At 72.4% G+C, this 19,652-nt stretch carries 15 protein-coding genes; 8 read left to right on the top strand and 7 right to left on the bottom strand.

The genetic code is table 11. The features are described 5' to 3' along the window. Positions 1-107: 107 nt before the first annotated feature. From ACIGDI_RS41265 to ACIGDI_RS41255, 3 genes are all read right to left on the bottom strand, one after another. A complete protein-coding gene (locus tag ACIGDI_RS41265) occupies positions 108-1,712 on the bottom strand; it encodes an RICIN domain-containing protein (protein WP_399907718.1) in 1,605 nt (534 codons plus the stop codon). Between the two features lie 481 nt (positions 1,713-2,193). Next, entirely contained in the window at positions 2,194-2,571 is a 378-nt protein-coding gene (locus ACIGDI_RS41260; RefSeq protein WP_272174683.1) for a toxin Doc, read from the bottom strand. Between the two features lie 3 nt (positions 2,572-2,574). Continuing rightward, on the bottom strand, positions 2,575-2,820 hold the full coding sequence (locus ACIGDI_RS41255) for a hypothetical protein (protein WP_249840694.1): 246 nt from the start codon (positions 2,818-2,820) through the stop codon (positions 2,575-2,577). 146 nt (positions 2,821-2,966) lie between these two features. On the opposite strand from ACIGDI_RS41255, the gene ACIGDI_RS41250 reads away from it, so the two are divergent. Together ACIGDI_RS41250 and ACIGDI_RS41245 are read left to right on the top strand one after the other, a co-directional pair. Then, on the top strand, positions 2,967-3,458 hold the full coding sequence (locus tag ACIGDI_RS41250) for a methylated-DNA--[protein]-cysteine S-methyltransferase (protein WP_399907715.1): 492 nt from the start codon (positions 2,967-2,969) through the stop codon (positions 3,456-3,458). A gap of 14 nt (positions 3,459-3,472) precedes the next feature. Further along, positions 3,473-4,195 (top strand): 2OG-Fe(II) oxygenase, encoded by a 723-nt coding sequence (locus tag ACIGDI_RS41245; protein WP_399907713.1) that lies wholly within the window; start codon positions 3,473-3,475, stop codon positions 4,193-4,195. Here the strand turns inward: ACIGDI_RS41245 and ACIGDI_RS41240 are convergent. Beyond that, positions 4,192-4,803: a hemerythrin domain-containing protein gene (locus tag ACIGDI_RS41240; protein WP_399907711.1), complete on the bottom strand. Its 612-nt coding sequence runs from the start codon at positions 4,801-4,803 to the stop codon at positions 4,192-4,194. The two genes, ACIGDI_RS41245 and ACIGDI_RS41240, sit on opposite strands and share 4 nt — an antisense overlap. Positions 4,804-4,973: 170 nt before the next feature. On the opposite strand from ACIGDI_RS41240, the gene sigJ reads away from it, so the two are divergent. Continuing rightward, positions 4,974-5,885 carry an RNA polymerase sigma factor SigJ gene (gene sigJ / locus ACIGDI_RS41235; protein ID WP_399907709.1) on the top strand — a complete coding sequence of 304 codons (912 nt, stop codon included), beginning with the start codon at positions 4,974-4,976 and terminating at the stop codon, positions 5,883-5,885. Continuing rightward, on the top strand, positions 5,882-7,354 hold the full coding sequence (locus ACIGDI_RS41230) for a cytochrome bc complex cytochrome b subunit (RefSeq protein WP_399907708.1): 1,473 nt from the start codon (positions 5,882-5,884) through the stop codon (positions 7,352-7,354). Before sigJ ends, ACIGDI_RS41230 begins: the two co-directional genes overlap by 4 nt. Positions 7,355-7,360: 6 nt before the next feature. On the opposite strand, the gene ACIGDI_RS41225 is transcribed toward ACIGDI_RS41230, so the two are convergent. Next, the gene (locus tag ACIGDI_RS41225) at positions 7,361-9,604 is read right to left on the bottom strand and encodes a glycoside hydrolase family 9 protein (RefSeq protein WP_399907706.1); all 2,244 of its coding nucleotides are present in this window, start codon (positions 9,602-9,604) and stop codon (positions 7,361-7,363) included. Positions 9,605-9,758: 154 nt separating this feature from the next. Next, positions 9,759-12,866 (bottom strand): glycoside hydrolase family 2 TIM barrel-domain containing protein, encoded by a 3,108-nt coding sequence (locus ACIGDI_RS41220; protein WP_399907704.1) that lies wholly within the window; start codon positions 12,864-12,866, stop codon positions 9,759-9,761. A gap of 254 nt (positions 12,867-13,120) precedes the next feature. Between ACIGDI_RS41220 and ACIGDI_RS41215 the strand changes: the two genes are divergently transcribed. Further along, positions 13,121-15,496 carry a SpoIIE family protein phosphatase gene (locus tag ACIGDI_RS41215; RefSeq protein WP_399907702.1) on the top strand — a complete coding sequence of 792 codons (2,376 nt, stop codon included), beginning with the start codon at positions 13,121-13,123 and terminating at the stop codon, positions 15,494-15,496. 31 nt (positions 15,497-15,527) lie between these two features. Here ACIGDI_RS41215 and ACIGDI_RS41210 read toward each other — a convergent pair whose 3' ends face one another. Then, positions 15,528-16,097 carry an RNA polymerase sigma factor gene (locus ACIGDI_RS41210; protein WP_399907700.1) on the bottom strand — a complete coding sequence of 190 codons (570 nt, stop codon included), beginning with the start codon at positions 16,095-16,097 and terminating at the stop codon, positions 15,528-15,530. A gap of 19 nt (positions 16,098-16,116) precedes the next feature. On the opposite strand from ACIGDI_RS41210, the gene ACIGDI_RS41205 reads away from it, so the two are divergent. The 3 genes from ACIGDI_RS41205 to ACIGDI_RS41195 all read left to right on the top strand — a co-directional run bounded on the left by ACIGDI_RS41205 (position 16,117) and on the right by ACIGDI_RS41195 (position 19,642). After that, the gene (locus ACIGDI_RS41205; RefSeq protein ID WP_399907698.1) at positions 16,117-17,487 is read left to right on the top strand and encodes a serine/threonine-protein kinase; all 1,371 of its coding nucleotides are present in this window, start codon (positions 16,117-16,119) and stop codon (positions 17,485-17,487) included. A 127-nt stretch (positions 17,488-17,614) separates the two neighbouring features. Continuing rightward, positions 17,615-18,307 carry a DUF4232 domain-containing protein gene (locus ACIGDI_RS41200; protein WP_399907696.1) on the top strand — a complete coding sequence of 231 codons (693 nt, stop codon included), beginning with the start codon at positions 17,615-17,617 and terminating at the stop codon, positions 18,305-18,307. Positions 18,308-18,388: 81 nt separating this feature from the next. Next, a complete protein-coding gene (locus ACIGDI_RS41195; protein ID WP_399907726.1) occupies positions 18,389-19,642 on the top strand; it encodes an SLC13 family permease in 1,254 nt (417 codons plus the stop codon). Positions 19,643-19,652: the final 10 nt, after the last annotated feature.

Below are 19,652 nucleotides of genomic sequence, written 5' to 3'. Positions count from 1 at the left end.
GCGCCTTGTCCGTGCCCGGGGGGGGGGGGGGGGGGGGGGTTGGGGGGGGGGGGGGGGGGGGGGCGGGGGGGCCCGGCCCCCCCCCCCGCGACACCCGCTTACAGAGGTCAGGCGCCGCCCCGCCCTGCCGCCACCCGCACCTGGGGCCGCTCCGTGCCGGTGATCGACAGCGACCCCGGGCTCGCGGAGGCCCCCGGATCGGCCAGCCACCGCTGGGCCGGGGAGCCGTCCCGGACCTTGACGACGATGTCGGCGTCCGTGCCGGTCGTCGTGGCCGCCAGCGCGAGCCGCTCGTCCCAGCGGGGCAGCAACTCCCCCTGCACGGTCAGGTCGTAGCGCACGTCGTTGCGCCGCTTCCCCTTGTCCCCGGCGCATGCGCCCAGCACGACCACACCGGCGTCGACGTGCGAGTCCAGGCACAGATCCGGGTCCGCCTCACTGCGCAACAACCCGTCGGCCTCGTACGACCATTGCTGGGTCATCGCTCGGGAGCACTGCGCCAGTTCGGTCCCGGCCCCCGCCTTCACCTCGCCCGCGATGTCCAGGCACAGGCCGGCGCCGGCGTTGCGCAGCCGGGAGGTTCCCGGTGCCGAGGGGAGGTGTGCGGTGCCGGGCGTGGAGCCGGTCCCGGTGCCCGGCGTCGCCCCGTCGCTCGCGCTGTTGGAGGCGGCCGGGTCGACCCCGTCGTCTTGGGACCACAGGCCTACGACGACGAACACGGCGATGAGTCCCGCCGAGGCGACGCCCACGCCGGTCAGCAGTGCCCGCGACGGGCGGGGGAAGCCCTCGGGTCCGCGGCCGGGCATCGGGATGCGGGGCAGGATGCGCTGCCGGCCGCCGCCGTGCCGGGCGGAGCCCCGAGGGCGCGCCGGCAGGTTCGCGCGCCCCGGTCTGGAGTCGAGATAGCGGCGCGCGCCCCAGCCCAGCACCGCCTCGGCGAGAAGCACTCCCAACCCGCCTTCGAAATGGCTCAGTTGTTCGGCGGCGAAACGGCAGTAGCGGCACTCCGTCAGATGTTGCTGCACATCGGGCAGCAACGCCCCGCCCCGCCGAATCGGAACATCGAGGAGACGGTTGTAGAACCGGCAATCCTTGGTCGGCGCCAGTTCCCGGTGGGCTTGTACACAACCTTCGCGGAATTTCTCCCGCACCTGTTCGAGCGCGGCCGTGGCGGTCTCGGTATCCATGCCGAGCAGGCCGGCGGGTACGGATATCGGCTCGGCCTCCACCTCGGTGTGCCAGAGCAAACACCGGCCGACTCCGGGAAGAGCCTGGAATGAACGGTCGGCCAGCTTTCGGTTCTCGGGCGTCATGAACTTCGCCGAACGCAGGCCGCGCGCTCCGGACGGTTTCTGCAACTCCGGCAGAACGGCGGCCAGCCGGTCCTCCGCCGACCACGTCCGCACCGTGTCGCGCACGGCGACGAGTAAGCGGGGGCGCAGGGCGACGCCCGGCTCGCCCAGCGCCAGCCGGTCGAGTACCTGGTGGAAGGCGGCGGACGTCACCAGGGCTGCGGATTCGCCCCGGGTGGACAGACAGATGCCCGCGTAGTCGCGGGCCGGGTTCCAGTGGCGCGTCATGAGCAGCGCCACGGATCGGGACACCTCCGCGTCGGGGCGGCCCCGGAGCAGGGCGGCGAGGTACTCGTCGGATTCTCCGGAAACCCCGCCGGCGGGCGGGTGGGGTGGACGAGGGGGGTGGGGGGTGGGCACTGAGCGGAATCCTTCCCAGGCACATAGGACACTCGGGCACAGTGGCCGCCGCAAAGGCCCCCTGGTTGGTGCACACCTTATGGACGGCGGGCGCGCGGAGCGTGAATTCGGGTACCTCCGTCCGACCCGGCTCCCCCCGGATTGGGCGAACGAGACCCGGACATTCCCCCCGCACGGCTAGCTCACCCTTGCACAACGCACCGAAGCCAACAAGGCACTTGAGCAACATACGTCTCGTTGAAAGAAAGTCAGATACGAGGGCGACACGCCGCGTCCACTGGAGCTTTCCGCATTCCATGCGCCCCGTGTGAAACAGGCGCACGCGCCGGAGCCCCGCGCACGCTCCCGGCGCACGCCACCCCGTAGTGCACTGGGGAGCGGCCCCTTCGAGAAGGCCACGCGCAGGACGGCGGCTCTCCTGCGCCGCACGGGCCGCCGACCCTGTTCCTCCCGCCCTGGGTCGGCGGCCCAGAAGGGCGTCTCAGATCTGCCAGGAGCGCAGCCGGTCGGCCGCGCCGTAGACGTCGGTCTTGCCGGAGATCAGGTCGCGGGCGAGGTCGACGAGGGCACCGTAGGGCGGGTCGATGCCGGCGCCGCTGACGAACATGTAGGCCACCGCGGTCGCGCAGGCGAAACGGGCGTTGGCCGACGGCAGCGGCTTGAGCAGGGCGAGGGTGTGCAGCAGGGCGGCGGCACGCCAGGCGGGGTCGGAGTCCACGCCCAGGCGCGGCGGGTCGACCCGGTGGCGGGCGACGGCGGCGACCAGCGCCGAGAAGTCGTTGACGGTGGGCTGGTCCGGCAGGACCTCTTCGTGGCGCTGGAGCAGCCAGGGCACGTCGATGTGGATGACGGATGCCATCGGTCAGGCGACCCGCCCCTCGCCCGCGGCGGGCGGTTCGTCGTCGGGGAAGGCGGCCGCGAACTCGTCGGCATGGGAGGCGAAGAAGCGGCGAAACGCTTCTGCACCCTCTTGCAGGGCCCGGTGGCGGGCTATGTCGGCGGCGGCGGCCTCCCGCACGAGCGCCTTCATCGACGTACCGCGTTCCTTGGCGATCTGCCGCAGGTCCTCGAGCTCCCGATCGCTGAACTCCACATTCAGTGCTGGCATGTCCTCACGGTACCGCCGGGGTACTGGATCGTAAATACCCCCTGTTCAGAGCACCTGTCAGCTGGTACCTTCCGGCGCCCGGCCGGGTCGAGTACCACGTCCGATTCCCGCCGGTCGCAGGCCGTGCGGCCCAGCAGACTGGAGCCATGACCACGTACACGACGATCGACAGTCCACTCGGCGAACTGCTGCTGGGCGGCGAGGGAAGCGCACTCACCTCCGTGTCCCTGCCGGGGCAGCGCAACGCACCGCGCATGCGCGCGCGGCGGCTGCGCGACGGCAGCCCCCTCGGCGAGGCCGCGCGGCAGCTCGGCGCCTACTTCGCCGGCCGCCTCACCCGGTTCGACCTGGACCTCGCGCCCGACGGCACGGACTTCCAGCTCCGGGTGTGGCGGGCCCTCGACGACATCCCCTACGGCAGCACGACCACCTACGGAGAGCTCGCCGCCCGGCTGGACGTGCCGCGCGCCGAGATCCGCGCCGTGGGTGCCGCGATCGGCGCCAACCCCCTGCTCATCGTCCGCCCGTGCCACCGGGTGATCGGCGCAGACGGCTCGATGCGCGGCTACGCGGGCGGCGTGGAGAACAAGGTGCGGCTGCTCACGCACGAGGGCGCGCTGCAGCCGATGCTCGCGTGAGGGGATCAGACGCCATGACGCTCACCGAGGCCCGAGCCCGCGACCGTGTCGCGGACACCGACTGGACCGCGCTCGCCGCCGAACTCGACGTGCACGGCAGCGCCCCCACGCAGCGGCTGCTGACTCCCGCCGAGTGCCGCGACCTGGCCGCGCTGTACGAGAAGCCGGAGCTGTTCCGGACCACGGTCGACATGGCACGGCACCGGTTCGGCTCCGGGGAGTACCGGTACTTCACGCACGACCTGCCCGCGCCCGTGGCCGCCCTGCGCGCCGCCCTGTATCCGCGCCTGCTGCCCATCGCCCGGGAGTGGGCGGACCGGCTCGGCCGTCCGGCGCCCTGGCCCGACGAGCTGGCGGACTGGCTGGAGCGGTGCCACGCGGCCGGTCAGGACCGCTCGGCGCAGATCCTGCTCAGCTACACCGAGGGCGACTGGAACGCACTGCACCGCGACGTGTTCGGCGAGCTGCTCTTCCCGCTCCAGGTGGTGGTCGGACTCGACGAGTACGGCACCGACTACACCGGCGGCGAGTTCCTGATGGTCGAGCAGCGGCCCAGGGCCCAGTCCCGGGGCACCGCCACCGCCCTGAAGCAGGGTCACGGGCTGGTCTTCACGACCCGGGACCGGCCCGTGCGCGGCCGGCGCGGCTGGTCGGCCGGAGCGATGCGGCACGGCGTGAGCACCGTCCGCTCCGGCCGTCGCCGCGCCCTGGGCATCGTCTTCCACGACGCGGCCTAGGCGTCGGCCCACAACCCCCTGCGCCGATAACTCCCCTGCCACAGCAGCCGGTTGAGGATCCGGACGGGCGGCGGCACGGCGTTGAGGAAGGCCGCGCGGTCGGCGGGCGGGGCGCCGTCGACGATCCACGGCACGAACACCGAGGCGCCGCGCAGTCCCTGGGTCTGCCGCATGCGGCCGGTGAAGGCGGCCCAGTCCGCGGCCGTGAGGACGTCCTGCATCAGCGGCAGCGCACCGTCCTCCTCGTGCTTCAGGTGGTCGTCGAGGGTGGCCCGAAGCGCCGCCACCAGGTCCGGCAGTTCGGGCGCGCGGTCGGTCAGCGCGGTGTCCACGGCCGCGAGCAGGGGGTCGATGCGCGAGTGCTCGGCCTCCATCTCGTCGAGCAGCGCGAGATCGCGCGGGCGGCCGCCGACGCGGTTCCTGACCCGGGGCCACAGCTCGCCGTCCTCGGCGGTGTGGTGGATGTGCAGCTGGCGGGTGAAGTTCTCCCAGCCGGCCCGGACACCGGGCGCGTCCGCCCGGCCTGCGGCGACGGCCCGCGCGAGCCGTTCCAGGTCGCGGCGGAAGGCGTCGTGGGAGGCGTACATGGCGGTGAAGTCGATGTTCATCGGGTCGCTCGTCTCCTTGCGTAGGACTCGCGTTCCAGAGGCCCGCGCGGACGGGGAGTGTGACGCGACCGCGTCGTTCTGAGAGCTGGGTCACATTCCGGCCTCCCGATGTCACATTCGGACCCCTCCCGGGCCTCGCAGTAGTGAGCACGCCGACGGGGAGGCCCCATATGACACAGAGCTCGGGAAGTCCGGTCACGGACGAGGCGACCGATGTCTACATGGCTCATCGGGAGCTGCTGTTCAGCCTCGTCTACAACGTGCTGGGCAGCGTCGCCGACACCGAGGACGTGCTGCAGGAGACCTGGCTGTCGTGGACCGGCCGCGGTCCCGCCGGGATCGCCAACCCGCGCGCCTACCTGGTCCGCATAGCCGTCAACCACGCGCTGCAGCGCCGTACCGCGATCAGCCGCCGGCGCGAGACCTACGTCGGGCAGTGGCTGCCCGAACCCCTGGTGGCCGACACCGACGGCGCCGAGGACCCGGCCCTGCGCACCGAGTCCGTGTCACTGGCGATGCTGGTGGTGCTGGAGTCGCTGACCCCGCTGGAACGCGCGGTGTTCGTCCTCAACGAGGTCTTCGGCTACCCCCACACCGAGATCGCGGACATCATCGAACGCACCCCGGCGGCCGTACGGCAGCTCGCGCACCGCGCGCGGGCCCATGTGCACGCGCGGCGGCCGCTGTACCGCGCCCATCCCCGGGTGCGGCGGGAGGCGACCGAGCGGTTCGTGCGGGCCGCGCTCGGCGGGGACATCGCGGAGCTGATGGAGATCCTGGCACCGGACGTCACGGTGTGGACGGACGGCGGCGGCAAGCGGAAGCAGGCCGGTCTGCGCCCGGTGCACGGCCGGGACAAGGCCGTCCGCCTCATCGCCTCGTACGCCGGCCGGCGCGCCGCGCAGGGCCTGGAGCTCCGCTACCGCCGGGTCAACGGCGACGACGCGGCCGTGGTGTTCCAGGGCGACTCCCCGTACGCCGTGATGGTCATGGACCTCACGCCCGAGGGCGACCGGGTCAGCGGCCTCTACATCGTCACCAACCCCGACAAGCTCACGCACGTGCACAAGGAGGAGGAGTGACCGACATCCGCACGTCCGGCAGGGGCGAGCGCGTCGCCGACTGGCTCGACGGCCGGCTCGGCATCCACACGCTCGGCCGGAAGTACCTGCGCAAGGTCTTCCCGGACCACTGGTCCTTCCTGCTGGGCGAGATCTGCCTGTACAGCTTCGTCGTCCTCGTCCTGACCGGCGTCTACCTCACCCTCTTCTTCCACCCGTCGATGAACGAGGTGACGTATCACGGCAGTTACGTCCCCCTCAACGGCGTCCGCATGTCCGAGGCGTACGCCTCCACACTGCACATCAGCTTCGACGTGCGCGGCGGGCTGCTGATCCGGCAGCTGCACCACTGGGCGGCGCTCGTCTTCGTCGCCGGGATGCTGACGCACATGATGCGGCACTTCTTCACCGGCTCGTTCCGCAAGCCGCGCGAGGTCAACTGGGTGTTCGGCTGGCTGCTGCTGTTCCTCGGCCTGTTCGAGGGCCTGTTCGGCTACTCGCTGCCGGACGACCTGCTGTCGGGCACGGGTCTGAGGTTCGTCAACGGGGCGCTGCTGTCGGTGCCGGTCGTCGGGACGTACCTGTCGATGTTCGTCTTCGGCGGCGAGTTCCCGGGCCACGACATCGTGGCGCGCTTCTACTCGCTGCACATCCTGCTCATCCCCGGCATCATGGCGGCGCTCGTGGTGGCGCACCTCATGCTGGTCGTCTACCACAAGCACACCCAGTTCGCGGGCCCCGGGCGGACCGAACGCAACGTGATCGGCACCCCGTTCATGCCCGTGTACCTGGCGAAGGCGGGCGGTTTCTTCTTCCTTGTCTTCGGCGCGCTGTCGCTGGTCGCGGCGGTGGCGACGATCAACCCGGTCTGGGTCTACGGCCCCTTCCGCCCCGACCAGGTCTCCACGGGCGCCCAGCCGGACTGGTACCTGGGCTTCGCGGAGGGCCTGGTGCGGGTGATGCCGGGCTGGGAGATCACGCTGTGGGGCCACACCCTGGTCCTCGGGGTGCTGATACCCGTCGTGGTGTTCCCGCTGCTGCTGGTCCTCATCGGCGTCTACCCGTTCCTGGAGGCCCGGGTCGCCGGTGACGGGCGCGAGCACCATCTGCTGGACCGCCCGCGCAACCGTCCGGTCCGCACCGCGATCGGCGCGGCCTGGATCAGCCTCTACCTGGTCCTGCTCGCGGGCGGCGGCAACGACATCGTCGCCACCCGGCTCCACCTGTCCATCAACACGGTCACCTGGACGGTGCGTGTCGCCGTCCTCGTGCTCCCGGCGGCCGTCTTCGTCGTCACCCGCCGCGTATGCCTCGGCCTCCAGCTCCGCGACGCGGAACTGGTGTCGCACGGCCGGGAGACCGGCGTGATCAAGCGGCTGCCGCACGGGGAGTACGTCGAGGTGCACCAGCCGCTCGACCAGGCCGAGCTGCACACCCTCACCGCCCACCGGCGGCCGAGGGAACTCGTGGAACGCGAGCCGCGGCCCTGAGGGGCCTCAGTCCTGGTCCGCCACGAAGGAGGACAGCCTGGCCAGGGCCGCGTTCCAGTTGATGGCCGTCTCGTTCGTCGACCAGGACTGGATGTCGTCGATGTAGCAGAACTGGCCCACGCAGCCCTGGAGTTTGCTCTGCGCGTAGGGGTCCTGGATGGAGGAGTTGGCGCCGCCGGCCAGGGTCCCGCTCGGCGGGTTCGGGAGGTTGGGGTCGAGTTCGTGCGCGTACCAACGGCTGTGCTGGTTGTGGGAGTTGACCTCGCCGTAACCGGTGACGTACGAGATGTTCAGTGCGTTGCGGCCGAGGATGTAGTCCATGGTCTCGGCCGCGCCGTCACGGTACTTCGACGCGCCGGTGATGTCGTAGGCGGTGGCCAGGACGACCCCGTTGTTGAGGACCTGGTGGCTGGAGCCCCAGTCGTAGAGGTTGTTGTCGGGCGCGTACGGCATGCCGTACGGCTGTGCGGCGAGTGTGGCCAGGTAGCGGTCGGCGCCCTTCACGACGGACCGGCGGATCTTGTCGCGGCCGGGCAGCTTGCTGGGCACGGTCGCCAGGTCCAGGCGCCCGGCGGCCGCCGTCCGGCCCCAGTCGAAGCCGTTGGGGCCGAAGATGTCGGCCGCGTTCTGGGGCGAGTTCAGCACGTAGTCGGCGAACTGCTTCTCGCCCGTGGTGAGATACAGCTCCGCCGCCGCCCAGTAGAACTCGTCGGTGGCGTTGGTGTCGTCGTACGCGCCGCCCCCCGTGGCGTCGCTCGCCGAGGCGTACATGGTTGGGTGGGCGAGCGCGGCGGACCAGGCCTTGCGGGCGGCGGTCAGGGCCTTCGCCGCGAAGGCGCGGTCGTAGGGCCGGTAGAGGCGGGCGGCCTGGGCCGCGGTGGCGGCCAGGTTCAGCGTGGCCTGGGTGGACGGCGGGTGCAGTTCGCGCTTCTGCGGGTCGTCACTGGGCAGCAGAGGCAGGCCCGTCCACTGCGCGTCGTGGATCTTGTGGTGGGCCATGCCGGCCAGCGGCTGTCCGTCGGGGACCTGCATCTTCAGCAGGAAGTCCAGCTCCCAGCGGGCCTCGTCGAGGATGTCGGGCACCTTGTTGCCGCTCTCCGGGATGGCCAGCGTGCCGTCGCCCAGCCTCCCCGACTCCCCTGTGCGGGCCAGGCGTTCACGCTCGTAGGTGCTCAGCAGCTCCCAGGTGGCGATGCCGCCGTTGACGACGTATTTGCCGTGGTCGCCGGCGTCGTACCAGCCGCCGGTGACGTCGAGGGTGTACTCGCACACGCCGGGCTGGCAGGGGACCTTCGAGTCGCCCTGGTTGGGCGCCACGTCGACGTGCCCGGCGGGGCGGCCGTAGCCCGGGCGCAGGTCGTCGCGGATCGCGATGCCGCTGCGCTGCGTGTAGTAGTACTTCACCGAGTCCAGCCGCAGCCGCTCGTACGCGCCCTTGCCGATGTCGAACGGGCGGCTGGTCTCACCGTCCGCGACCAGCGTGTAGCCCTTGCCGGCCTTGCGGTAGCCGCCGAAGTCGATGGAGTGGACGTTCTGCCCGGAGGAGACGTCGGTGCCGCGCGGCACGGTCCAGCCGTGGGCCACCGTCGCGCCGCCGGCGTTCCTGAGCTGCCAGGGCAGTTTCGTGACGGCGTCGGTGACCAGGGTGGCGTTCTTGGGGCCGGAGGGCAGATAGGCGACCTGGTTGACGCGCACCCGTGGGCCGGTGTCGGGGTGGTACACCTCCGGCGGGACACCGCCCAGCAGCGAGACGTCGTCCATGCACAGCCGCCACGCGTCCGCGCTGCCGCCGGCCTGGAAGGCCACCTGTCCCTGCGTGGTGTCGACGGGCGAGGTGAAGGTGTACGAGTAGGTGTCGCCGGAGACGCTGAGCTGCGGGCTCACCTCGAAGTACGTGTCGTAGGGCGACACCTGGAGGCCCACGATCGCCCGCACTACATGCCCTTCGGGCGAACCGGACGCCTTGAAGCCGAACTTGTACGACTCCCCCTTCACCAGGGTGACGTCGTTCTGGCCGACGGCCGCGTCCCAGCGGTTGGTGGTGCCGCCGGGCACGTCCGCGCAGAGCTGCCCGCCGGACAGTCCGGCGGTGACGTTGGTCGTCGTCCACCAGGGATCGGTGGTGGTGTCGAAGGTGCCGTTCTTGAGCTGCTCGACCTCGTCGGCGACGGCCGGCCCGGCATGCAGGCCGGTCAGCGCCGCGCCCAGCAGGGCGGTCAGGGTCAGCAGGACGGTTCTGCGTCGTTTCACGTCTGGGCTCCTCGGGCGGAGGTGCGGGTGACGCCCCCACCCTCGGGTGATGGGAGCGCTCCCAGATGCGGACGCAGCTCATGCTTGTTGGCGCCATGACACCGCGTCAACGGTCCGGACGGGACTGGTTCCCGTCCGGACCGTCGACCGCACGTCAGCCGGCGGGCACCTCCAACTTGCTGATCCGCACCGCGCCCGCTGCCTCACCGGGGCGGCGGCTGGTCAGGGTGAGCCGCAGCCGGGAGCCGCTCACCGCGTCGAAGGTGATGACGCTGGGCGCGTCCGAGGTGGTGGCCCAGTCGACGGACACCCCCTTGACCGGCACGAACGCGTCGCCGTCCCACACGGCCGCCTCCACGGTCGCCGGCAGGCCGTGCGCCGCGTCCACGGTGAAGGAGACCTCCACCCGGCTCATGGTCCGGCGCCTGCCGAAGTCCACCGACACCCAGTCCTTCGGCCGGGCTCCGCCGAACGCGGGCAGCAGGGCGGTGGCCGGCTTGGTGAAGGCGTTGGACCAGCCGGTGGCCGCGTCGCCGTCGAGCATCGCGGCGGGCAGGGTGTCCGGACGGCCGGAGTAACTGGCGTCCGCCAACGGGTAGTTCGGCACAGCCGGCTGCTCGGGAGCGAACTTCGGCGCAGGCGTCGTCGCGGCCGAGCGGGCGGGGGTGGTGCGCACGGTCGCGGTACCGGCCCGCAGACCCGTCGCCCGCGCGGTCACCTTCAGACGACCCGCCCCGGTGCCGGAACGCACGATGGCGAGCGCCTTGCCGTGGAACGCGGTCCGGGTCGTGGCCTGGTAGCGCTCGGCGCTCTCCTCACGGCCGTTGTCGAGTCCGGCGAGGGAACCGCCGTCGACGGCGAACGTGATCAGGTCCTCCGCGTCGGGCACGACCACCCCGCGCGCGTCGACGATCTCGGCGGTCACGAACAGCAGTGAACGCCCGTCCGCGGCGACGGACGTACGGTCGGCGGTGAGCCGTACGGCGTGGGCCCGGCCCGCCGTCCGCAGCACGTCGGTCGCGACCGCCTTGCCGTCCCGTCGGGCCACCGCCTTCAACTCGCCCGGCGCGAACGGCACTTTCCAGATCAGGTGGAGCTTGCCCGCGCTGCCGTTCGGACTGGTGTAACTGCCGGGGTAGGGACCGCCGGTGAAGGTCTTGTCGTCGCCGGTCGCCTCGGTGGTCTCCAGATAGGTGCGGCCGTCGACGGTCTTCTTGGTGTCGAACGAACGGGTGCCGAGGGACTTGCCGTTGAGGAACAGCTCGACCGTGTCGACGTTGGAGTACGCCCACACCTCGACCGTGTCGCCCTGCTCGTGGTTCCAGCTCATCGGCAGCAGATGCACCATCGGCTCGGCCGTCCACCGGCTGCGGAAGAGGTGGTACATGTCCTTCGGGAAGCCGGCCGTGTCCACCGCGCCGAAGAAGGAGGCCTTCACCGGGAAGACGTTGTACGGGGTCGGCTCGCCGATGTAGTCGATGCCGGACCACAGGAACTGCCCGGCGAACCACTTCCGGTCCCGGTCCTTCTTGTGGCCGTACTCGCCGCTCATGGTCCAGGAGGCGAGGTTGTTGTCGTAGGAGGAGGTCGCGCGTCTGCCCGGGGTGTGGTTCTCGCCGGTGTTGAGGTGTTCGGGCTCCTGGTACGTCGAGCGGGTCGAGGTCTCCGACGACGACTCGGACTCGAAGAGGAACAGACGCGGGTAGGCCGCGTGCAGCGCGTCGACCGACTTGGCGGTGTTGTAGTTGAGGCCGAGCCCGTCGAGCTTGGCCAGCATCAGGTCGGCCGCGGAGCCCTTGGCGGGCGGGTTGCGGTACTTGTCGGAGCCGATGACCAGCGGCCGGGTGTCGTCGGCGGCCTTGATGGCGCCGATGATGCGGTCGGCCATGGCGAGGCCGGCGGTCGAGGTGGAGTCGGGAATCTCGTTGCCGATGGACCACAGCACCACGGCGGGCGAGTTGCGGGCGGCGAGGACCATCTCCGTGGCGTCCTTCTCGCACCACTCGTCGAAGAATCGCCCGTAGTCGTACTTGGTCTTGCCGGTCCTCCAGCAGTCGAATGCCTCGACCATCATCACGATGCCCAGTTCCTCGCAGACCTGGATCATCTGGGGCGAGGGCGGGTTGTGGGAGGTGCGGAAGGCGTTGACGCCCATCGACTTCATGATGGTCATCTGGCGGCGGACCGCGTCGATGCTGACGGCGGCGCCGAGGGCACCCTGGTCGTGGTGGAGGTCGACGCCCTTGATCTTGGCGGGGGTGCCGTTGAGGGAGAAGCCCTCGTCGGGGTCGAAGCGGTAGCGGCGGATGCCGAAGGTGGTGGAGCAGGTGTCGACGGGTTTGCCGCCGACGCTGAGCTCGGTCACCAGGGTGTAGCGGTGCTCCGGGGTCGCGAAGTCCCACAACAGGGGCTTGGGCACGGCCAGTTCATGGGTCTCGGCCGTTCTATCGGTGACCGTGACGGTGGTCGCAGCGCGGGCCACCGTGCGGCCGCGGGGGTCCTTCACCGCCGACCTGATCTCCACCCGGCTCGCGGCGCCCGACTCGTTCACCACCGCGGTCCGCGCCCTGACCACGGCCCGCTCGGCCGTGATGTCGGGCGTGGTGACGTACGTGCCCCAGCGCTCCACGTGCACCGGATCGGTGATCACCAGGCGGGCCTCGCGGTAGATGCCGCTGCCCGAGTACCAGCGGCTGCTGGGGAGCTGGTTCTGGACCTTGACGGCGATCACGTTCGTGGTCGTGCCGTCGGTGTGCACGAGGTCGGTGAGGTCGAGGGCGAAGCCGGTGTAGCCGTAGGGATGGCGGCCGACCTGGGTGCCGTTGCAGTAGACGTAGGAGTCCATGTAGACGCCGTCGAACTCCACCGAGATCCGCTTGCCGGCGAGCGCGGGCGGCAGCGTGAAGGCCAGGCGGTACCAGCCGAGGCCGCCCGGGAAGAAGCCGGTGCCGCTGGTGGTGCCGTGCTCGGTGGTGGGGGTCTGCTCGATGCTCCAGTCGTGCGGGACGGCGACCTCGCGCCACGCCGAGTCGTCGTAACCCGGGTCGGGGGCGTCGGCATGGGCGCCGGTCGGATCGGTGATCCCGCCCGGGTCGACGAGGGCGAAGCGCCAGCCGTCACGCAGGGCGACCGTCAGCCGGCCGGCGGCGCTCCCGGCGGCCTCGGCGGCCTCGGCGGCCCAGGCCACCGGGGTGGCGAGGAGCACTCCGGCCGCCGGTGCGGCGGCGGAGGCGAGTAAAACCGATCTGCGAGTGACCGTCATGGCGGCTCTCCCTCATCAGGGCCCAGAAGTACTCACAACTGATCGTGAACAAACAGATTCTGACGGTGGCCCACGCGGCGGCGTCAAGGGTGCGGCGAGCCCCTTCTGCCTCTGTGGTCACAACGGCCGGATTTCCCCCTTGACCCGCCCGCCGCACCGGCGACGGGGTTCGGCGTTCGCGTCGGACGCCGACGGACTAGTCTGGAACCGAAGTGACCCAGCGGTTCACTGTGAGTGTGCGCGATGGAGCGGCGATGGGCCCGGAGTATCCGTTCGACGATGCCGCGACGGCTCGGGCCGTCGTCGACGACTCCGGCACGCTCGTCGAGTGGAACGCGGGCGCCGAGCTCCTGCTGGGCTGGCCGGCCGACGACGTCGTAGGGCGCCCCGCCCATGGTCTGCTGGCCGATTCGGAAGGCGCCGCGCCGCCCCTGGGGCCCCGCTGGGACGGCACCGTCACGCTGCGCCACCGCGACGGCCACGAGATCTCCGCCTGGCTGCTCGCCCATCACCGGCCCGCGCGGCTCGGCAGCCCCGGCCGCTGGCTGGTGGTCAGCCCCCTGGACGGCGGCGGTCCGCCCGCCGCGGACGACCCGCTGGCCGCGGCGGCGCTCACCCAGTCGCCCTGCGCCGTCGCCGTCTACGACGACCGGCTGCGGCTGCGCCGGGTCAACGACGCCATGGCCGACGTGATCGGGCTGCCCGAGCACCTCATGCAGGGACTGCGCCTGTCCGAGATCGGCGGCAAGCCCGAGAGCGAGGAGCTGGAGCGGCACATGCTCCGGGTGCTCACCAGCGGTCGGGCAGAGGACATCCAGACGTGGATGCGCACCGGCGGTGAGGACAGCGCACACGCCTGGCTCGCCCGCATGGCCCCGGTCAGGGACGCGGCGGGGCGGGTGCGGGGCGTGTGCCTGGCCGCCCACGACTTCACCGACAACTACCTCGCCCGGGAACGGCTGCAACTGGTCAACGAGGCCAGCGTGCGCATCGGTTCCACCCTCGACGTCGCCCGTACGGCGCAGGAGCTGGCCGACGTCTTCGTCCCGGCGCTGGCCGACCTGGTCAGCATCGACCTGCTGGACCCGACGGAGCACGGCGAGCTCGCGCCGCGGCTGAGCGCCCCGATCGGCCTGCGCCGCGCCGCGCACGGCTCGGTGAACCCCGGCACCCCGGAAGCCGTCCTCAAGCCCGGGCAGATCGAGGACTACCCGGCGGGTTCGCCCCAGGCCGACTCGCTGACGGCGGGCCGCACGATCGTCGCCTCGGTCGCCCAGGGCGACATCGACCAGTGGCTGAGCTGGCACAAGGCGCGCGCCGACCGGGTCCGGGAGTACGGCATCCACAGCACGATGTCGGTGCCCATCCAGGCCCGCGGGCTGACCCTCGGGGTCGCGGTCCTGACCCGGTTCCGGCGGCCGGACCCGTTCACCGAGGACGACGTGCTCCTGGCGGAGGAGATCACCACGCGGGCCGGCGTGTGCATCGACAACGCCCGCCGCTTCTCCCGGGAGCGGGAGACCGCCCTCGCCCTGCAACGCAGCCTGCTGCCCCGCTCGCTGCCGCGCACCGCCGCCGTGGACGCCGCCTCGCGCTACCTCCCGGCGGCGCGCGCCGGGGTGGGCGGCGACTGGTTCGACGTGATCCCGCTGTCCGGGATGCGGGTGGCGATGGTCGTCGGGGACGTCGTCGGCCACGGCATCCAGGCCTCGGCCACCATGGGCCGCCTGCGCACCGCCGTGCGCACCCTCGCCGACATCGACCTCGCCCCGGACGAGCTCCTGACCCACCTGGACGACCTGGTGGTACGGCTGTCCGACGAGGCGGGAGGCGACGGCAGCCCCGGCGAGGTCGGCGCCACCTGCCTGTACGCGGTCTACGACCCGGTGTCGCGGCGCTGCACGCTCGCCCGCGCCGGCCATCCGCCGCCCGTGGTGGTCCCGCCCGGAGGCGCGCCCGAGCAGGTGGAGCTGCCGGCCGGGCCGCCGCTGGGTCTGGGCGGGCTGCCGTTCGAGAGCGCCGAGCTGGAGCTGCGCGAGGGCAGCGTGCTGTCGTTCTACACGGACGGCCTGATCGAGACCCGCGAGCGGGACGTGGACGCCGCCCACCGGATGCTGTGCGACGCCCTGGGGACCTTCTCCGACTCGCTGGACGAGACCTGCGACCGCATCCTGCACGCCCTGCTGCCGCCGGGCGGCGCCCAGGACGACGTGGCGCTGCTGCTGGCCCGCACCCGTGGCCTGCCCGCCTCCCAGGTGGCGACCTGGCACATCCCCGCCGACCCGGCGCTGGTGGCCCCGATCCGCAAGCAGGTCGTCGAGCAGCTCGACACCTGGAGTCTTCAGGACGCCGCGTTCACCGCCGAGCTGGTGGTGAGCGAGCTGGTCACCAACGCGATCCGGTACGGCGCCCACCCCATCCGGCTGCGGCTCATCCACGACGCGGCCACGCTGATCTGCGAGGTGTCCGACACCAACCACACGGCCCCGCACCTGCGCCGCGCCAAGACATGGGACGAGGGCGGCCGCGGACTGCTGCTGGTCGCGCAGCTCACCCAGCGCTGGGGCAGCCGGCACACGGGCGAGGGCAAGACGATCTGGGCGGAGATCGGACTGCTCGACGCGGACTGACGGCGCCGGCGGCGCGGTCGCCGCCGCCCGCTCAGGAGGTGTCCGCCAGCCAGGGCCTGACCTGACGGCGTGCCTCGTGCAGCCGCGACTTGAACGTGCCCAACGGAATCCCGGCACGCTCGGCGGCCTCGGCGTACTCCAGCTGGCAGATGTCCCGGTAGACCAACGGCTCCACGAGCTGCGGGTGTTCGCGCTCCAGCCGCTCCAGCGCCTCCAGCAGATCGACGCGGGAGCCGGCGATGACGCTGGTGGTGCGCGGGTCGGCCCGCGGCACCTCGTCCGCGGGTGCGGCCACCTCGGCGGACCGGCGTTTGAGTTCGCGGTACTTCTGCCGGCAGCAGTTGGCCACGACGGTGTGCAGCCAGGTGCCGAAGCGGCTGCGCCCCTCGAACGTGCCGATCTTGCGGGCGAGTTGCAGCAGGACGTCCTGGGCCGCCTCCTCGGCGTCCTCCCGGCAGGGCAGGAACCGGCCGCAGCGCCGGAGGACCTCGGGCCGGACCGTCCGCAGCAGTTCCTCCAGCGCCGCGCGGTCCCCGGCCGCCGCGTGCCGGGCGAGGTCCTCGACGGGCGCGACCAGGTGCTCTGCTCGGGATCGGTCCACGGCCAGGCATGATAGTCGTATGCACTCCGTCGAGCGGATCGGGCGCTACCGGCTCGAACGGCGCCTTGGCGCGGGCGCGTTCGGCACCGTCTGGCTGGCGCACGACGACGAGCTGCGGGCGCCGGTGGCGGTCAAGGTCCTCGCCGACAACTGGTCCCATCGCCTGGACGTGCGCGAGCGCTTCCTGGCGGAGGCGCGGATGCTTCGGCAGGCCGGCTCCGAGCGGGTGGTGCAGGTCCACGACATCGGTGAACTGCCGGACGGACGGCCGTACTTCGTCATGGAGTACGCCGACGGCGGCACCCTCGCCGACCTGATCGCCGCCGGTCCGCCGCCGGTGCCCGAGGCGCTGCGGCTGACGGCGTCGGCCGCCCGGGGCGCGGCCGCGCTGCACGAGGCGGGGATCGTGCACCGGGACATCAAGCCGAGCAACGTGCTGCTGTGCTCCTCCCCCGGTGGCGGGTCGCGGGTGCTGCTGGCCGACCTGGGGCTGGCCAAGAGCCTGGCGCAGGCGTCCGGCCTCACCCAGGCCGCCGGGTCGGCGGGCTACCGGCCGCCGGAGCAGGCCACCGCGGGCAGCGGCATCGACGCCCGGGCCGACGTGTACAGCCTGGGGGCGCTCGGATACCACCTGGTCACCGGCGCCGTCCCGGGCGAGCCCGGCAGGATCGTACGGCCCGACCGGCTGCGTCCTGGCCTGGACCCGGCGGTGCGGCGGGCCCTGCTGCGGGCGCTGGAGCCGGACAGGGAACGGCGCTGGCCCACCGCACGGGCCTTCGCCGAGGAGCTGGAGCGCCTCGCCGCGCCCGGTCACCGGCCCCGGCCGCGCCGCGGGGCCCTGGCGCTGGCCGGCGCGCTGGCGGTGTGCGCCACGGCGGTCACCGTACCGCTGGCGCTGTCGGACCGCTCCCCCACCCCGCCCGCCGATGTGCGCGCGACGGACGCGACGGGCCGGGTCGCGGCCGAGGTGCCCCGCGCCTGGGGGCGGCAGCTGCGCGGTTCGGGTTGGGATCCGCGGGTGCTGGGCCTGCCCGCCGGGCCGCAGCCGGGGTTCGTCGTCGCGGACGACCTGGCGAAGTGGCAGGACCTGACGGCGGAGGTGAACGGCGTGTTCGTCGGCCGGACCGGCGGCGGAGACCTCACGGCGGCGGTCGACGCGCTCACCCACCCCGGCTGCCACTACGACGGCGCCCGCGCCTACTCGGGCGCCGTGTGGCACGGCAGGGTCCGCGAGTGGAGCGGCTGCCGGGGCTCGGGCGGGTCCGTCACCGAGGCCGCGCTCGCCCCCGTCCACGGCGCCGGGCGGCCGCGGGTGTACGTACAGATCCGCGAACGGGGCCGGGCGACGGCAACCGATCATGTCCTGACTTCGGTACACCTCGGAAACTGACCCGGCACACTCTTCTCGCGCCAGAACTTTTTCGTCCCGGCGCGCATCGGACATACATGACGGGGCACAGAGCGCCGTACGCACCCGCCGCGGCGGGTGCGTGAAGACACTGGGAGTGCTGAGGACCATGGCGAAGAAGTCCCCTTCCGTCCACCGGACGGCCCTGCTCGCGGGCACGGCCGCCCTGCTGGGCCTGCTGACGGCCTGCGGCAGCGGCAGCGGCAGCGGTACGGCGAGCTCTCCGACGACCCTGCCCGGTACGGCGGCGCCCGCCACGGACGGCGGTACGAGTGCGCCCGCGACGGCGACCGACTCCGCGACCCAGTCGACGGGCCCGTCCGGCGAGGCCGCGACCGCCAAGCCCTCGAAGACCGCGACCTCGGCGGCCGCGGCCGCCTCCGGCCGGTGCCACACCTCCGAGCTGCGGGCCTCCGTCGGCCGCAACGACCCCGGAGCCGGGCAGGAGAACTTCCCGATCGTGCTGACCAACGCCTCGTCCCGTACCTGCACGGTGCGCGGCTTCCCGGGCGCCGCGTTCGTCGACGCGTCGGGCAAGCAGCTGGGACCGGACCCCAAGCGTCAGTCGGGGAGCACTCCGACGACCGTGACGCTGGCCCCGGGCCGGAGCGCCTGGGCGGGACTGACGTTCTCCAACCCGGAGGTCAGCGGCGCGCACCCGGCCACCCCGGCGGCACTGCTGGTGACTCCGCCGGACGAGCGGGCCTCCCTGAAGGTGACGTGGACGGGCGGTCAGGTGCCCGTGTCGGGCAACTCGTCCTCGGTGTTCCTGACGGTGTTCAGCCCGGGCTCGGGCGCCTGAGCGGCAGGGGCGGGAGCGCTTTCTTACCGTGAGCTGCTTTGATGGATCATCCCGCCTCGATCCGCTCCGAAGGACCCTGCCCTGAACACCCCGCTCGCCGAGACGCTGTCCGTCCTCCTGCTCGTCGCCGTTCTCGCCTTCGCCGTCCTGCGGCCGAAGGGCCTGCCGGAGGCGGTGCTGGCCGTTCCCGCCGCGGGGCTCGTCGTCGCCACCGGCGCGATCTCGCTCGACCACGCCCGGGAGGAGGCAGCGCGGCTCGGGCCCGTCGTCGGCTTTCTCGCGGCCGTGCTGGTGCTGGCCCACTTCTGCGACGTCGAGGGGCTCTTCCAGGCGTGCGGGGCGTGGATGGCCCGCCGGTCCGCGGGCTCGCCGGGGCGGCTGCTGGGCGCGGTGTTCGTGCTGGCCTCGGTGATCACGGCCGTGCTCAGCCTGGACGCCACGGTGGTGCTGCTGACGCCGGTGGTGTTCGCCACCGCGGCCCGAGCGGGCGTCCGGGCCAGGCCGCACCTGTACGCGTGCGCCCACCTGTCGAACACGGCCTCGCTGCTGCTGCCCGTGTCCAACCTGACGAACCTGCTCGCGTTCGAGACGAGCGGGCTGAGCTTCACCCGGTTCGCCCTGCTGATGACGCTGCCGTGGGTCGTCGCGATCGGCGCCGAGTACCTGGTGTTCCGCCGCTTCTTCGCCGAGGACCTGAGGATCGCCGCGCAGCCCTCCGAGCCGGGCGGGACACCCGAGCTGCCCCTGTTCGCGCTGATCACCGTGGGCTGCACGCTGGCCGGGTTCGCCGTGGCGTCCGCGGTGGGCGTGGAGCCGGCCTGGGTGGCGGCCGCGGGCGCGCTGGTGCTGGCCGGCCGCTCGCTCGTACGGCGGAAGGCGACGCCGCTGACGGTCGTGCGGGCCTCGTCGCCGGCGTTCCTGGCCTTCGTGCTCGCGCTGGGGATCGTGGTGCGGGCGGTCGTCGACAACGGGCTGGCCGACGCCCTGGACCGCATCGTGCCGTCCGGCTCCGGTCTGCTCGCGCTGCTCGGCGTCGCCGTGCTGGCCGCCGTCCTGGCGAACCTGATCAACAATCTGCCCGCGGTCCTGGTGCTGCTGCCGCTGACCGCCGCGGCCGGGCCGGGCGCCGTGCTGGCGGTGCTGCTCGGGGTGAACATCGGCCCCAACCTGACGTACGCCGGTTCGCTGGCCACGCTGCTGTGGCGGCGGATCGTGCACCGGCACGAACACGACGTGGGCCTCGGGGAGTTCACCCGGCTGGGCCTGCTGGCCACCCCGGCCGCCCTGGTGCCGGCCGTGGCGGCGCTGTGGCTTTCGCTGCAGGTCGTGGGCTGAGCCGGGGGCC

Source organism: Streptomyces sp. NPDC085900 (assembly GCF_044540925.1).
GTDB classification, from domain to species: domain Bacteria; phylum Actinomycetota; class Actinomycetes; order Streptomycetales; family Streptomycetaceae; genus Streptomyces; species Streptomyces gilvifuscus.
This window is presented reverse-complemented; position numbering and strand designations above follow the sequence as displayed.

Excerpts from the sequence above, each read along its gene's own strand:
- ACIGDI_RS41260 (WP_272174683.1), bottom strand. The coding sequence starts at position 2,571 with ATGGCATCCGTCATCCACATCGACGTGCCCTGGCTGCTCCAGCGCCAC.
- ACIGDI_RS41255 (WP_249840694.1), bottom strand. The coding sequence starts at position 2,820 with ATGCCAGCACTGAATGTGGAGTTCAGCGATCGGGAGCTCGAGGACCTG.
- ACIGDI_RS41250 (WP_399907715.1), top strand. The coding sequence starts at position 2,967 with ATGACCACGTACACGACGATCGACAGTCCACTCGGCGAACTGCTGCTG.
- ACIGDI_RS41245 (WP_399907713.1), top strand. The coding sequence starts at position 3,473 with ATGACGCTCACCGAGGCCCGAGCCCGCGACCGTGTCGCGGACACCGAC.
- ACIGDI_RS41240 (WP_399907711.1), bottom strand. The coding sequence starts at position 4,803 with ATGAACATCGACTTCACCGCCATGTACGCCTCCCACGACGCCTTCCGC.
- sigJ (WP_399907709.1), top strand. The coding sequence starts at position 4,974 with ATGACACAGAGCTCGGGAAGTCCGGTCACGGACGAGGCGACCGATGTC.
- ACIGDI_RS41220 (WP_399907704.1), bottom strand. The coding sequence starts at position 12,866 with ATGACGGTCACTCGCAGATCGGTTTTACTCGCCTCCGCCGCCGCACCG.
- ACIGDI_RS41215 (WP_399907702.1), top strand. The coding sequence starts at position 13,121 with ATGGGCCCGGAGTATCCGTTCGACGATGCCGCGACGGCTCGGGCCGTC.
- ACIGDI_RS41205 (WP_399907698.1), top strand. The coding sequence starts at position 16,117 with ATGCACTCCGTCGAGCGGATCGGGCGCTACCGGCTCGAACGGCGCCTT.
- ACIGDI_RS41200 (WP_399907696.1), top strand. The coding sequence starts at position 17,615 with ATGGCGAAGAAGTCCCCTTCCGTCCACCGGACGGCCCTGCTCGCGGGC.